General features: G+C 71.2%; 13 protein-coding genes. 5 read left to right on the top strand and 8 right to left on the bottom strand.

The genetic code is table 11. The features are described from left to right. Nucleotides 1-38 precede the first annotated feature (38 nt). Together ABH920_RS02450 and eno are read right to left on the bottom strand one after the other, a co-directional pair. Complete coding sequence (locus tag ABH920_RS02450; protein ID WP_370346254.1) at nucleotides 39-602, bottom strand: septum formation initiator family protein; 564 nt, start codon at nucleotides 600-602, stop codon at nucleotides 39-41. Nucleotides 603-703: 101 nt separating this feature from the next. Then, on the bottom strand, nucleotides 704-1,990 hold the full coding sequence (gene eno / locus ABH920_RS02445) for a phosphopyruvate hydratase (RefSeq protein WP_370346252.1): 1,287 nt from the start codon (nucleotides 1,988-1,990) through the stop codon (nucleotides 704-706). 271 nt (nucleotides 1,991-2,261) lie between these two features. Between eno and ABH920_RS02440 the strand changes: the two genes are divergently transcribed. Continuing rightward, nucleotides 2,262-3,620 carry a sensor histidine kinase gene (locus ABH920_RS02440; protein WP_370346250.1) on the top strand — a complete coding sequence of 453 codons (1,359 nt, stop codon included), beginning with the start codon at nucleotides 2,262-2,264 and terminating at the stop codon, nucleotides 3,618-3,620. Further along, the gene (locus ABH920_RS02435; RefSeq protein ID WP_370346248.1) at nucleotides 3,596-4,252 is read left to right on the top strand and encodes a response regulator; all 657 of its coding nucleotides are present in this window, start codon (nucleotides 3,596-3,598) and stop codon (nucleotides 4,250-4,252) included. Before ABH920_RS02440 ends, ABH920_RS02435 begins: the two co-directional genes overlap by 25 nt. A gap of 26 nt (nucleotides 4,253-4,278) precedes the next feature. Here the strand turns inward: ABH920_RS02435 and ABH920_RS02430 are convergent, their stop codons facing one another. Continuing rightward, complete coding sequence (locus tag ABH920_RS02430; RefSeq protein ID WP_370346246.1) at nucleotides 4,279-5,997, bottom strand: DUF885 domain-containing protein; 1,719 nt, start codon at nucleotides 5,995-5,997, stop codon at nucleotides 4,279-4,281. Between the two features lie 82 nt (nucleotides 5,998-6,079). Here ABH920_RS02430 and ABH920_RS02425 point away from each other — a divergent pair, with 82 nt between their 5' ends. Then, nucleotides 6,080-7,156 (top strand): hypothetical protein, encoded by a 1,077-nt coding sequence (locus tag ABH920_RS02425; protein WP_370346244.1) that lies wholly within the window; start codon nucleotides 6,080-6,082, stop codon nucleotides 7,154-7,156. Between the two features lie 125 nt (nucleotides 7,157-7,281). Here the strand turns inward: ABH920_RS02425 and tatA are convergent, their stop codons facing one another. The 3 genes from tatA to ABH920_RS02410 form a co-directional block, all read right to left on the bottom strand. Continuing rightward, on the bottom strand, nucleotides 7,282-7,548 hold the full coding sequence (gene tatA, locus ABH920_RS02420) for a Sec-independent protein translocase subunit TatA (protein WP_370346242.1): 267 nt from the start codon (nucleotides 7,546-7,548) through the stop codon (nucleotides 7,282-7,284). Nucleotides 7,549-7,638: 90 nt separating this feature from the next. After that, nucleotides 7,639-8,685, bottom strand: coding sequence for a nucleoside triphosphate pyrophosphohydrolase (locus tag ABH920_RS02415; protein ID WP_370346240.1), 1,047 nt, complete (start codon nucleotides 8,683-8,685; stop codon nucleotides 7,639-7,641). Next, nucleotides 8,682-9,329: a TetR/AcrR family transcriptional regulator gene (locus tag ABH920_RS02410; RefSeq protein ID WP_370346238.1), complete on the bottom strand. Its 648-nt coding sequence runs from the start codon at nucleotides 9,327-9,329 to the stop codon at nucleotides 8,682-8,684. Before ABH920_RS02410 ends, ABH920_RS02415 begins: the two co-directional genes overlap by 4 nt. An 86-nt stretch (nucleotides 9,330-9,415) precedes the next feature. Between ABH920_RS02410 and ABH920_RS02405 the strand changes: the two genes are divergently transcribed. Then, nucleotides 9,416-10,243, top strand: a complete 828-nt coding sequence (locus tag ABH920_RS02405; RefSeq protein WP_370346236.1) for a VC0807 family protein — start codon at nucleotides 9,416-9,418, stop codon at nucleotides 10,241-10,243. Between the two features lie 41 nt (nucleotides 10,244-10,284). Then, a complete protein-coding gene (locus ABH920_RS02400) occupies nucleotides 10,285-11,307 on the top strand; it encodes a hypothetical protein (protein WP_370346234.1) in 1,023 nt (340 codons plus the stop codon). Nucleotides 11,308-11,349: 42 nt separating this feature from the next. On the opposite strand, the gene ABH920_RS02395 is transcribed toward ABH920_RS02400, so the two are convergent. Beyond that, on the bottom strand, nucleotides 11,350-12,120 hold the full coding sequence (locus ABH920_RS02395; RefSeq protein ID WP_370346232.1) for a hypothetical protein: 771 nt from the start codon (nucleotides 12,118-12,120) through the stop codon (nucleotides 11,350-11,352). Nucleotides 12,121-12,176: 56 nt separating this feature from the next. Then, complete coding sequence (locus tag ABH920_RS02390) at nucleotides 12,177-13,472, bottom strand: MFS transporter (RefSeq protein ID WP_370346230.1); 1,296 nt, start codon at nucleotides 13,470-13,472, stop codon at nucleotides 12,177-12,179. Nucleotides 13,473-13,482: the final 10 nt, after the last annotated feature.

The raw sequence follows: 13,482 nt of genomic DNA, 5'->3' as shown, positions 1-13,482 counted from the left end.
GCGCCGACACAGTGCCCGTTCGTTCAGTGCCCGTTCGTTCAGTGCCCGTTCGTCGCGGACGACGTGGGCCCCGCCGTCACCGAAGGAGCCGATGACGGCACCGGCGCCCCACTCGCAGCTGTCACCGAACTCCACAGCTGGGCGTACCACGCGCTGGAACCCTCCGACGGCCCCAGCGTCCCGTCCGGGCCGCCGGTCGCCGCGTCGCCCGCGCCGAGCAGCCGCAGGCCGGTCTCACCGGGGAACACGTAGTGCAGCCGGAGGCGGGCCTGGATCTTGACGTAGTCCGGGTCCTGCCACTGCGCCAGCTGCTGCCGCAGCTGCTCGACCCCGGCGCGCTTCTCCGAGTTCTGCTGCTTGAGCTGGTCGATCTGCGAACCCTGCGAGAAGTACTGCTGCAACGGGTACGCCAGCGCCAGGACCAGTGCGCAGAGCACGAGCATCAGGATCGCCGCGCGCGCCGTGTAGCGCGTGCGCTTCTTGCCGGCGCCGCCAGAGCCTCCATCGCCGGAGGAACGCGAAGATCCCGACGCAGCATCCTGCCGCTGCGTCGGGACCGCGCTCAGGCGCCGAGGCGCCGGCTCTGAGCCTGCCGACTTCATGCCTGCGACGATACCGCCTGCCGGTCAGGGCGGGTGGTACCGGCGGGCGGTCCGGGTGTTGGCCCGCCCGGGCCCGGGCCCCGGCTCAGCTGTCAGCCCTGTCAGCCCTCGTGCGTGAACCGCGGGAAGGCCGAGCGGCCCGCGTAGCGCGCGGCGTCGTCCAGCTCCTCCTCGATGCGCAGCAGCTGGTTGTACTTGGCGACGCGGTCCGAGCGGGCCGGGGCGCCGGTCTTGATCTGGCCGCAGTCCACCGCGACGGCCAGGTCGGCGATCGTGGTGTCCTCGGTCTCGCCGGAGCGGTGCGACATCATGCAGCGGTAGCCGTTGCGGTGCGCCAGCTGCACGGCGTCGAAGGTCTCGGTCAGGGTGCCGATCTGGTTCACCTTCACCAGCAGCGCGTTGGCCTGGCCGCCGGCGATGCCGCGGGCCAGCCGCTCGGGGTTGGTGACGAACAGGTCGTCGCCGACGATCTGGACCTTGGCGCCCAGGCGGTCGGTGAGGATCTTCCAGCCCTCCCAGTCGTCCTCGAACAGCGGGTCCTCGATGGACACCAGCGGGTAGGCGTCGACCAGCTCGGCGTAGTACTCGGTCATCTCCGTGGCGGTGCGGGTCTTGCCCTCGAACTGGTAGGCACCGTCCTTGTAGAACTCCGACGCCGCGACGTCCAGCGCCAGCGCGATGTCCCGGCCGGGGACGTAGCCGGCCTTCTCGATCGCCACCTTGATCAGGTCCAGCGCGTCGCGGTTGGACGGCAGGTTCGGCGCGAAGCCGCCCTCGTCGCCCAGGCCCGTGGCCAGACCCTGCTCCTTCAGCACCGACTTCAGCGCGTGGTAGACCTCCGCGCCCCAGCGCAGCGCCTCGCGGAAGCTGCCCGCGCCGATCGGCGCGATCATGAACTCCTGGATGTCCACGTTGGAGTCCGCGTGCGCGCCGCCGTTGAGGATGTTCATCATCGGCACCGGCAGCGTGTGCGCGTTCGGACCGCCGAGGTAGCGGAACAGCGGCAGCTCGGCAGACTCCGCGGCGGCCTTGGCGACCGCCAGCGAGACGCCGAGGATCGCGTTGGCGCCCAGGCGGGCCTTGTTCGGCGTGGCGTCCAGGTCGATCATGGCCTGGTCGATCAGCCGCTGGTCGGAGGCGTCCTCGCCGACCACGGCGGGGTAGATCTCGTCCAGCACTCCCTGCACGGCCCGCTCGACGCCCTTGCCGCCGTAGCGGGCCGGGTCGCCGTCGCGCAGCTCGACGGCCTCGAACGCGCCGGTGGAGGCACCCGAGGGGACCGCCGCGCGGGCGAAGCTGCCGTCTTCGAGAAGCACCTCGACCTCGACGGTCGGGTTGCCGCGCGAGTCCAGGATCTCCCGCGCGTTGATGGCTTCGATGGACGCCACGTCGCATCTCTCCTTCAGCTCTGATGGTTTCGCCTCCAGAGCCTATCCCTCGGCAGGCAGAGGTCCTTGCTCCGCAGGGTCAAGGAGTGAGACGGAGCCCACACGGCACCCAGCGTTCGCTGGATTTTCCCCTGGCTGGTACCCAACAGACGTGCTCGCGGCGCGCGTACCGCACAGACGTGCTGAAGCCGGCATTCACTCGGGCCACCATCCGCCCGACAGTAGGGTCACCCCCATCGGAATCCCGGACCGGTTCCCCGATGCTGGACCTATGATCACGACTGTGGGAGCCCAGGTCGCCAGCCGACGCGATGACGACCCCGCGCCGCTACTCGGCCCCGGGGAACTGCTGAAAGGCCCGTTCACCGGGCGCGCCCTGCGCCAGCAGGGCTACCTGCTCGGCTCGTTCGGCGTCGCCTTCTTCCAGGTGCTGTGGATGACCGTGGCGCTGACCGTCGGCGGCCCGCTGGTCCTGGTCTTCATCGGCCTGCCGCTGCTGCTGGCCGCGGTGGCGGGCCTGCGCCGGGCCAGCCGCAAGGAGCGGCAGCGGATCCTGAACCTCACCGGCGAGCACGTGCCGACGCCGTACCGGGAGCCCGGCCCGACCGGCAACGTGCTGCAGCGGCTGCTGGGCCACGTCTCGGACCCGGCGACCTGGCGCGACCTGGTCCACCTGCTGGTCTCGGCGACGCTCGGCGCCGGCTGGTTCACCGTCGTCGTGACCACCTGGACGATGATCCTCGGCGGCCTGTCCCTGCCCTTCTGGTACACCGCCCTGCCGCACCACCGCATCCCGCTGATGCACGTCAACGGCAGCGAGTACTACATCAGCACCCTGCCGGCCGTCGTCACCTTCGCCGCCATCGCGGTGGTCTTCGCCTGGTTCGTCGGCCCGACCCTGCTGGAGCTCGGGACCCGCACGCAGACCGGTCTGGGCCGCGCGCTGCTCGGCCTGAGCCGCCCCGAGCTGGACCGCCGGGAGGCGGCCCTGCGCACCACCCGCAGCCAGGCCGTCAGCGCCGCCGAGGCCGAGCGCCGCCGCATCGAGCGCGATCTGCACGACGGCGCCCAGCAGCGCCTGGTCGCCCTGGCGATGGACCTGGGCCGCGCCAAGTCGAAGCTGAAGACCGGCGACGAGGCCGACTCCGCGGCCGCCGCGCAGCTCGTCGCCGAGGCGCACGAAGGCGTGAAGCTGGCCCTGAGCGAACTGCGCGACCTGGCCCGCGGCATCCACCCCGCGGTGCTGACCGACCGCGGCCTGGACGCGGCGCTGTCCGCGCTGGCCGGCCGCTCCCCGATCCCGGTCGAGGTGGACGCCGCCCTGCCGTGGCGCCCCAGCCCGGAAGTGGAGTCCGCGGCCTACTTCGTCGCCTCCGAGGCCCTGGCCAACATGGCCAAGCACGCCCACGCCACCCGCGCCTGGATCGACCTGGACGTGCGCGACGGCCGCCTCCGGATGAGCATCGGCGACAACGGCGTCGGCGGCGCCGAGGCCCAGCCCGGCGGCGGGCTGGCCGGTCTGTCCGACCGCATCGCGCCTCTTGATGGCATCCTGTCGGTGAGCAGCCCGATCGGCGGACCGACACAGATCATCATGGAGATGCCATGCCCGAAGCCATCCGCGTCCTGATCGCCGAAGACGCGGTCCTGCTCCGCGAGGGCCTGGCCAGGCTCCTCGCGGATTCGGGGTTCGACGTCGTGGCCAAGGTCGACGACGGCAAGGGCATGGTCGAGGCCGCCGACGCCCTGAAGCCGGACGTGATCGTCGCCGACGTCCGCATGCCCCCGAGCTTCACCGACGAGGGCCTGCGCGCGGCGGTGGAGGTCCGGGCCAAGTACCCCGACATGGCCGTGCTGGTCTTCAGCCAGGCCGTCGAGGCCGCCTACGCCCAGGAGCTGTTCTCCAGCAGCGCCAACGGTCTCGGCTACCTCCTGAAGGAACGCGTGGCCGAGGTCGAGGAGTTCGTGGACGCCCTCAAGCGCGTCGCGGCCGGCGGCACGGCCCTGGACCCGGAGGTCGTGGCGCAGCTCCTCGGCCGCCGCAAGAAGAACGACCCGCTGGAGACGCTCACGCCGCGCGAGCGCGAGGTGCTGGGGCTGATGGCCGAGGGCCGTTCCAACTCGGCGATCGCGGCCGGGCTGTTCGTCACCGAGAAGGCCGTGGAGAAGCACACCTCGAGCATCTTCACCAAGCTCGACCTCACCCCGGCGGCGGAGGACCACCGCCGGGTGATGGCGGTCCTCCGCTACCTGAACGTCTAGGACGGATCCCGGGGGAAGCCAGCCGGCTACGCCGCGATCAGCTCCCTGAGATACCTCGCGGCGGGCGAGCCGTGCCCCAGCACCGCGTCGTGCAGCTCCCGCTCCGACCATTCTGGATGCTCCGCGCGCAGATCGCGGACCAGGTCGGAGACCTCGACGTAGCCCACGTAGTAGGTGGACAGCTGCGAGCTGGTCAGCAGGGCCCGGCGCCACTTGCCCGCGGCCTCGCCGTCCTCCTGGAACCCGCGCTCCGTCATCAGCTTCATGGCCTCGTCCTCGGTCATGCCGTGGCAGTGGACGCGGCCGTCGAGGATCGTGTTGATGATCATCCGCAGCTGCATCTTCAGCTGCTGCATCCGCACCGCGCGCGGATCGCCGTCGCCGGGATAGCCGTGACGCGCCATCAGTTCTTCGGCGTAGACGGCCCAGCCCTCGACGAACGACCCGGACCACAGCGCCGCGCGCACCGGGGTCGGCGCCTGCTGGCGCCGCGAGTGCTGCAGCTGCAACAGGTGCCCCGGCATGGCCTCGTGGACCATCAGGTTGTGCAGCATGTGCAGGTTGTACTCGCGGAAGAACGAGTCGACGCGCTCCTGCGTCCAGTCCGCGGGCGTCGGCGAGATCGCCAGGATCGTCTGCACGTCCGCCTGCTCCAGCGGCCCGGGCGGATCGCAGTAGGCCACCGCCACGCCGCGCTGCACTTCCGGCATCGCGGCGACTTCATAAGGGTCCGAATACACGGTGACCAGCTCGTGCTCCCGTACGAAGTCGAACTGCTTCAGCAGCGCCTGCCGGCTGTATTCGAGGATGGTCTCGTTGTCCGGCGCGGCTTCGGCGAGGCGGTTCAGCACGCGCCGCACCAACGCCGAGCGTTCGGCGTCGTCTGAGGGCGCTGCGACGCCCTCATAGTCCGCCGCGGCCTCGACGATCTCCGCGGAGACCCGGTCGAGATCGGCCTCGGCCCGGGCCAGGATCGCGGCCGCGTCCGACTCCGCGTCGAGGCTCAGCGACAGCTTGCGGGCGAACAGTTCGGCGCCGATGCGCGGATCGCGGAACTCTTCCTTCCCGGCATCGCCGGCCGCCAGCCGTTCCTTCAGCCACGCGATGTGCTCCCCGAGCGCCGCCAACGCGGCCGGCCGCACGGCGTCGATCGCCGCCCGCGCCTCGGAAACGTCCCCCGAGGCCGCCTCGATCGCCGCGTCCAGCTCGCCGCCGATCAGATCGACGGTGCCCTGGAACTGCCCGATCGCCAGCTCCACGTGGATCCGCGACAACTGCTTGCCCGCGAGCAGAGAACGGTTGTCGGCGAGCGTCGAGGCCACCTGCTCCAGCCGGCTCGCGAAAGCCGCCAGCCGCTGCGCCGCCGGCGCGTAGTCGCGCGCGAGCAGCGTGTACAACGCGACGCCGGGGTTGGCCGCGGCCGGCTTCCACTCGTCCTCGCGCAGCTCGTCGATCAGAAACCGTTGCGCCGCCACGTGATTGGCCAGGATCGCGGCGTCCACCCGGTTCGCCGCCGACAGCCCGGATCCGTCCCGCTCGACCTGCTCGACCAGCTCAGCCAGGTCCGCGGCCCGGCCGGCCAGCCACGCCGACTCGGCCGCCAGCCCGCCGGCGGACCGGTCGGGCAACTCCGCGTCGTACTCGTGCAGGCCTAGGCTTCCGGCCCAGTCCGGATTCCGGCGGCACAGCCCGTCCAGGATGTCGGCGGCCAGTGCCTCGAAGCGTGCGTCAGGGGTATCTGCCATTCTCCGACGATAGAGGACCGTTCACTTTTGAGATCGGCGCAGAGTCTGCACGTCTGTCATCAGTACTGCATATGCTGTGACCATGTCTTCTCAGCCGCCTTGGGAGACCCAGATCCAGCCGGGCTGGGGATCCCAGCCTCAGCCGCCGGAGCAGCCGCAGCAAGCGCCGCAGCAGCCCCAGCAGGGCGGTGGCTGGAACCAGGGTCCTTACGTGCCGCCGCCGCAGCAGCCGATGCCGCAGCAGGGCCCGCCGCCGCAGCAGGTGCCGCAGCCGGGTCCCGGCCAGTATCCGCAGTTCACGATGCAGCCGCCGCCCCCGCAGTTCACGCCGCCGCAGCTGCCCGGCGTGCCGTTCCCGGGCGACGCGCCGCCGCCGAAGAAGAACCCCGCTGTCCGGGTCGTCGCGATCGTCCTCGGGGTAATCCTGCTCGTCGGCGGCGCCGGCGGCATCTACCTGATGACCAAGGGCGGCAAGAGCACCCCCAAGGCGCAGACCACCCCGACCGCGGTGGACACCACCGCGTCGACCCCGACGACTCCCGCGACGACGGGCTCCTCGTCGTTCCCGGACAACAGCTACACCGGCTCGGCGGCCCCGCCGGCCTCGGCCTCCTCGCCGGCCGGCGGCGCGAGCCTGGACAGCGCGGCCACCGACAAGACCCCGTTCACCGCGGACGCGCTGGTGGCCAAGTCGTTCACCGACGACAAGAACGTGACCTACGCGCTCAAGTTCGCCCAGCCGCAGCCGTGCGCCAAGATCGGCGACGCGGTGGTGGCGACCATCGTGCGCTCCGTGGACTGCACGGACTTCATGGCCGCGTCCTGGATCGACCCGGCCAACAACCGGATCGTCGTCAGCGCGATGGTGATCCCGTACCCGGACGCCGCCACGGCCGCGGCGATCTACAAGAAGCTGAGCGCCACGCACACCGGCGACTACGCGCAGTGGTGCCCGCCGGCCGGCCAGCCCGGCGCCGACACCTGCACGAAGCTCGCCAAGGGCGGGACCTTCACCCGCGAGGGCAAGTTCGGCAGCTTCCACCGTTACGTGCTGATCACCACGGCGGTCTACGCCGACCTGCGCAACGACAACAGCCAGAAGGACTGGCTGACGTCCGCCGCGCACGGCGCGTTCCAGAACACCCTGCCGGGGCAGTGATCCCGCGCGACCGACTCGACCGATTCGACCGACTCGGGGCGCGCTACCGGAAGCAGGCAGCACTGAAGGGCCTCTCGCGTACCGCGGGAGGCCCCAGGTCTTTCAGGCGGCGCGCTGCGGACCGCTCAGCTGGCGTTGGCCTGCTTGTGAGTCTCGTCGGCGACGGAGGACGGGCTGCCGACGTTCTCGACCGCGGGCGTGACGCGCGCGGCCTCGCTGGCCTGCTTGGCAACCTCCTCGGTCTCCTTCTGGCTCTGCCGCATCTCGGACTTGAAGATCCGCAGCGACTGGCCGACCGAGCGGGCCATGTCCGGCATCTTCTTCGCCCCGAACAGCAGGAACAGAATTACGAGCAGCACAATCACGTGCCACGGCTGGAGTTCACCGAACATGGTGGATTCTCTTCTCCCTGTTAGCTACCGGTCATGAGGAGAAGTCGGCCGGTCCGCTTCGCCTACCACGTTCAGACTAACCCGGCACCCCTACCCCCTGGCTAGCTCCGCCTCGGCCGTAATGATGCGGTCACGGTACCTTCGCGCAGCCGTACGCAGAGCTTCTTCCGGATCCCAGCCCGCCGAAACCGCCTCGACCGCCGTCGCCAACAGCAGTTCGCCCAGTTCGTCGGCGGTTTCCGGGAGCTCCGGCGGGGCGCCGACCGGGACCGCGAGGCCGGATTTGCGGACCCGGCCGGCCAGCTTCGCGGCGAGCGCCAGCGCCGGCTGGGACATCGGAACACCCTCGGTCACCGAGTCGCGCTGCTTCTCCTCGGCCTTGTTCCGCTCCCAGTTCGCCGCGACCTCCTCGGCGCCGGAGACCTCGGCGTCGCCGAAGACGTGGGGGTGGCGGCGGATCATCTTGGCGACGATGCCGTCGGCGACGTCGTCGACCGAGAACGGATCCGCCTCGTGTTCCTCGGCGATCCTCGAGTGGAACACCACCTGCAGCAGGACGTCGCCGAGTTCCTCGCGCAGCGCGTCACGGCCGGGGCCCGGCGTCAGGGGGTCGCCGTCCTCGATCGTCTCGACGGTCTCGTAGGCCTCTTCCAGGAGGTACTTCTTGAGCGAGGCGTGGGTCTGTTCGGCGTCCCAGGGGCAGCCGCCCGGGGAGCGCAGCCGGTTCATGACGTCCACGAGGTCGAGCAGATGCGCGCCGGGCAGGTCGTAGGAGCCGGGCAGGACCTCGAGATCGGGCAGCGCGGCGGACGGCGCCTGCACCAGACGGTTCCCGAGCGCCACCGCCATCTCCTCGTCGAACTCCTCGTCCTCGGCGAGCCAGACGACCGTGCGGGCCGGTGTGGCGGCCTCCAGCAGGCGTTCGGCGGCCATCGCCGGGCTGTGGTCCGGGAGTGCCACCACGGCGCCGGTGGCCTGTTCCACGTACGGGATGTGCGGGTGGTCGGCGTCGCCGGCGAAGACCACGTCCGCCTCGCGCAGCACCTCCCACGCCGGCCAGGACAGCAGGCCGAGCGCGACGCGCGGGGAGGTGGCGAGGAAGACGATGCGGCCGGCCGGCGGCGGGGCTTCGGTCATGGAGTAGATCGTAGGCGGGGCCGCGGGTCGAAGCCGCTGAGATCGGTCTCGAGGAGGGCGAAGGCGCGCTGCGCGGCGGCGCCGAGTGTTTCGACCATCTCCAGGCCCTCCAAGCCGTCCAGCAACAGCTTCCGGGCCGTGAAGTACAGGATCCGGTAGACGCCGGAGATCTGTGCGGCCACCACGCGCGCCGTGAGTTCTTCGCCGGGCTCGACGAGCGCCACGAGTTCGTCGGCCAGCACCTGCTCCGCCTCGACCTGGATCTGCCGCTCCCGGGCGGAGAGCGCCGGGCTGTCCAGGACCATGCGCGCGAAGCGGACCCCGAGGTGCCCGAGCGTCGGGTCGTGCGCGGCCAGGCGCTGGGCGTAGTCGCGCCGGGCCGCGGCGAGGACGGATTCGCCCTCGGGACGGGTGACCAGCGTGGTGGGGAGTTCGCGGATGATGCGCTCCGCGCGGTCGAAGACGAGGTCTTCCTTGAGCGGGAAGTGGTTTGTGACGGTCATCTTCGCCACGCCCACGGCCCGGGCGACCTCGGCGATGGTCACGTTCTCGAAGCCGCGGTCGGCGAACATCGCCGTCGCGACGTTGGCGATCTCCTCGCGCGTCTGCTGCTTCTTGCGCTCACGCAGTCCCTGCTTCTCCATACCTCCATCTTAGGCTTGACCTAACGAATAGGTCCAGCCTAAAGTTGGGTCAGACCTAAGCAGTCCGTTCGGGGAGAGGACCCGCGATGACCATCGCGACAGCGAGCACCGGCACAGCGAGCACTGTCACAGCGACCGCCGCCGCCACGCCGACCACGCCGGCCACGACCGCCATATCCACCGCCGCATCCACGGGGAGCACCGCCGCCATGACCAGCGCCGAGCAGGCCCATCCGCTCAAGCAGGCCCTGGCGCCGCTGGCCATCGACATCGCGGTCCCGCTCGGCGGCTACTACGTCCTGCACTCCGCGTTCGGCCTCGGCACCGCCGCCGCGCTCGGCCTGTCCAGCGTGCTGCCGGCGGCGCGCTCGATCTTCGCCGCGGTGGTCAAGCGCGAGGCTAACGCGCTGGCGCTGCTGATGCTGACGGTGAACGTCGTCGCCATCGCGCTGACCTTCGTCTCCGGGAACGCCCGGCTGATGCTCGCCAAGGACTCCGCGGTGAGCAGCACGATCGCGCTGGGGATCCTGTGGTCGGTGCGCGGCGGCAAGCCGATGATGACCGCCGGGCTGAAGCCGTTCGTCACCAAGGGGGACGCGGCGCGGACCGCTGCGTGGGACGCGCTTCGGGCGGAGAGCACCAAGTTCCGCGCCAAGGAGAACCTGTTCAGCGTCATCTGGGGCGCGTGGCTGCTGGCCGAGTGTGTGGCCCGGCTGGTCGGGGCGTTCGCGCTGCCGGTGTCCACGATGGCCTGGCTCGGCACCGTGATCCTGATCGTCGCGATCGCCGGGGCCTGCGTCACCGGCGGGGCCGCCGTCGAGCCCCTGGAGAAGCTGATCGAGGCGCACGTCGAGGCGCACGCGGGGGCACACACCGAGGCGCGCGACAGCGCCGCCGTCAACGAAGCCCGCTGATACGTTATATCGCGTCTTGCGCATCCGCGCGGACGCGGCACATGGGAGGGGACGGCGCTATGCGCGGCAAGGGCATCAACTACGACACCGGATTCTTCCCCGGCGGCAAGGACTCGCGGCCGGACTTCGACCCGGAGACGGCGCGGCGCGAACTGCGCGTCATCGCCGACGACCTGCACTGCACGGCGGTCCGGATCTCCGGGGCGCTGCCGGACCGGCTGGAGGCGGCGGCGCGGGCCGCGGCGGACGCCGGACTGGAGGTCTGGTTCGCGCCGTTCCCGTGCGAGGCGTCGCGGGAGGACCTGCTGGCGCTGCTGGCCGACTGCGCGCAGCGGGCCGAGCAGATCCGCGCGGCCGGCACCGAGGTGGTGTTCGTGGCGGGCTGCGAGACCTCGCTGTTCTGCCCCGGCTACTTCGACGGCGACGACTCCTATGCCCGCATCGCGACGCTGGGCGGCGGCGGGATGGAGCTGTGGAGCCGGCTCGGGGAGATCATGGGCGAGTTCAACGGTTATCTGGCCGAGGCCGCCGCGACGGTGCGCTCGCACTTCGGGGGGAAGGTGACGTACGCCGCCGGGCCGTGGGAGTTCATCGACTGGCAGCCGTTCGACTTCGTGTCCGTGGACGCCTACCGCTCGGCGGAGAACCGGGACAAGTTCGCCGAGGAGATCCGCGAGCACTTCAAGCACGGCAAGCCGGTGGTGGCGACCGAGTTCGGCTGCACGCCGTACGTCGGGTCCGGCGACCGGGGCGGGATGGCGTGGGCGATCCTCGACCACTCGGTCGAGCCGCCGGTCGTCGCCGGCGACTACCTCCGCAGCGAGGACGAGCAGACGGCGTACTTCACAGAGCTCTACGACGTCTTCGAGGAGGCCGGGGTCGACTCGGCGTTCTGGTTCACGTTCGCGACGTTCCAGGCCCTGCACCACGCCACGGACCCGCGCCGGGACCTGGACCTGGCCGCGTACGGCACGGTGAAGATGACCGGGCCGGACTCCCCGGAGCTGAACTGGGAGCCCAAGAAGGTGTTCCACACCATCGCCGAGCGGTACGCGGCGTCCTGAGCCTGAGCCTCCGGGCCGGCGCGGACCGGCCCGGGGCTTGGTCTACTGCTGCGGCTGTTGCTGCTGCTGGGCGGCCGCCGCGGCCGCGAGCTGGGCCGCGGTCGGCCGGATCCACGAGGCCTGCGCCGCGACGATCTGCCGGGTGGCCGGGTCGAAGCTGCCGTAGCGCGGCGAGATCTTGACGTTGATCTCGGTGGAGGCCTTGGAGAGCATCGGCAGGATCGCGGCCTGCAGGGCTGGCAGGCTGTTCTGGTCGTTCGGGTCCACGTGCAGCTTGCCGGCGGTGTCGTTGACGACCGCGGTGATCAGGGCCTGGATGTGCGTGTAGATCGGCACGGTGCTGGGCGACAGGCCCGTGGAGCTCTGCGACTCGGCGTCGGCCAGCGCCACCGCCTCGTCGTCGCTGCCGGTGAACGGCGCGCCGCCGGCCGAGGCCTGGGCCTGCTCGATCGAGGTCCGGGCCTGCTGGACCAGGCTGGTGTGCTCCTTGGCGTCGTCGGCCGCGCTCACGGTGACGCCGTGGTCGTCGGCGACCCGCTGCCACACCGCCTGCTGCACCAGCAGGTTGATCTGGGCCTTGGCCAGCGAGGCGCGCTGGGCGTCGGTGATGTCGCCCTGCTGCAGGTTGTTGTGCTGCACCAGCGAGACGATCGAGGCGACCTGGTCCTGCACGGTGGCGTCGGTGGTCCGCTGGCCCTGCACCACCGCCGCGGCCCCGGCCTGCATCGGACCACCGCACGCGGAGGTGGCGAGGGCTACGGCCCCGCCGAGGACGATGACGGCGGCGAGTCGGACGGAGCGAGCGTGGATCATGGCGCTGAACCTTCCTGGCGACACAGACAGAGCTTCATCAGCGGATGCGGATCAACTCAGATCGACACCGCATCGTAGCGTTCCGCCACGGCCTTTGTGGAGTGGATCACACCAAGATCCCTTACCGCACCCCGCACCCGCCGCACGACCCACGGCTGACCGACCGCCATCGCCGAGCACACCACGGCACTCGCACCCCACAGCAGACCGGGCCCGGAGACGCCGATCAACCAGGTCACCACAAGCGGAGCGAGCAACGTGGCGACGCCCCAACTGCTGCCGTAGACCGCGAGATAGCGAGCGGAGGCCGCAGCCGGAGCCAGCTCACTGACGAGGGCGAACGAGCGCCCCATCACGAGCACATTGCCGAGGCTGTAGAGCGCGGTCGGCACGAGGAGGGTGGGCAGGGCGTGCGCCAGGGCGTAGCCGCCGAAACCCGCGGCCATCAGGACGTAGCCGAGGACGAAGGTGGCGGCGTGCGGCAGACCCGCGACCCGGCGGTCGCGCAGCACCGGACGCGCGAGGACGAGGGTGGCGGTGGAGGCGGCCATGATCAGGCCGGCGGCGGCGGGGTTCAGGCCGAGGGCGGCGAGCGAGAGCGGGAGGCCGGTGAGCATGAGCATGGAGACGAGGGCGAAGACGGTGCCCGCGAGGGTGACGAGGAGGAGGGATCGGTCGCGCCAGGGGGAGATGGTTGGCGGGGCGGCGATTGCTGATGGCCGGTCAGCAGGCGGCGCGCTTTCTGCCGCGGCGGCGTGATCCGGCTCGGATGCCTGATCGGTCGACCGCAGGTGATCCGGCGCCAAAGCCAGCCACACGATCACCGCGCAGACCAACCCGGTCCCGGCGTCGACCACGAACAGCCAGCGCAGACTCCACCGCCCGACCACGTCGGCGATCAGCCCGGCGGCCAGGCTCCCGGCGGCCAGCGCCGTGGCGAACAGTTCGAAGGCCGAGGCGCGGCCGGCCGGCGGCACCGCGTCGGCGATGGCCGCCTGGCTCGGCGGCTCGAACAGCTCGAAGGCCAGGCCGAGCAGCACCGCGCACACCGTAGCGGCCACCATGCCCGGCGCCGCCGCGAGTCCCAGCTGCGCCACCGCGCAGCCGACCAGGCCGGCCACGATGGTCCGCCGTCGGCCCCAACGGTCGGCCAGCCGTCCGCCGGCGAGCCGGCTCGGGATCGTCGCCAGGCCGAACGCCGCCGACACGATGCCCGCGGCGGTCAGGCTCGCGCCGAAGCTCCGCGTCAGCAGCACCGTCAGGAACGCCAGCGAGAACCCGCCCAGCTGGTTCACCGCGCGCGCCACGAGCAGTGCCCTGATCTGCTTCGGCAGCGCTGACGCCGCACTCATCCGAGCCCCC

This window comes from Catenulispora sp. EB89 (assembly GCF_041261445.1).
Classification (GTDB): domain Bacteria; phylum Actinomycetota; class Actinomycetes; order Streptomycetales; family Catenulisporaceae; genus Catenulispora.
This window is presented reverse-complemented; position numbering and strand designations above follow the sequence as displayed.

Coding starts and splice junctions, on each gene's coding strand:
- ABH920_RS02450 (WP_370346254.1), bottom strand. CDS start 602: ATGAAGTCGGCAGGCTCAGAGCCGGCGCCTCGGCGCCTGAGCGCGGTC.
- ABH920_RS02440 (WP_370346250.1), top strand. CDS start 2,262: ATGATCACGACTGTGGGAGCCCAGGTCGCCAGCCGACGCGATGACGAC.
- ABH920_RS02435 (WP_370346248.1), top strand. CDS start 3,596: ATGCCCGAAGCCATCCGCGTCCTGATCGCCGAAGACGCGGTCCTGCTC.
- ABH920_RS02430 (WP_370346246.1), bottom strand. CDS start 5,997: ATGGCAGATACCCCTGACGCACGCTTCGAGGCACTGGCCGCCGACATC.
- ABH920_RS02425 (WP_370346244.1), top strand. CDS start 6,080: ATGTCTTCTCAGCCGCCTTGGGAGACCCAGATCCAGCCGGGCTGGGGA.
- tatA (WP_370346242.1), bottom strand. CDS start 7,548: ATGTTCGGTGAACTCCAGCCGTGGCACGTGATTGTGCTGCTCGTAATT.
- ABH920_RS02415 (WP_370346240.1), bottom strand. CDS start 8,685: ATGACCGAAGCCCCGCCGCCGGCCGGCCGCATCGTCTTCCTCGCCACC.
- ABH920_RS02410 (WP_370346238.1), bottom strand. CDS start 9,329: ATGGAGAAGCAGGGACTGCGTGAGCGCAAGAAGCAGCAGACGCGCGAG.
- ABH920_RS02405 (WP_370346236.1), top strand. CDS start 9,416: ATGACCATCGCGACAGCGAGCACCGGCACAGCGAGCACTGTCACAGCG.
- ABH920_RS02400 (WP_370346234.1), top strand. CDS start 10,285: ATGGGAGGGGACGGCGCTATGCGCGGCAAGGGCATCAACTACGACACC.
- ABH920_RS02395 (WP_370346232.1), bottom strand. CDS start 12,120: ATGATCCACGCTCGCTCCGTCCGACTCGCCGCCGTCATCGTCCTCGGC.
- ABH920_RS02390 (WP_370346230.1), bottom strand. CDS start 13,472: ATGAGTGCGGCGTCAGCGCTGCCGAAGCAGATCAGGGCACTGCTCGTG.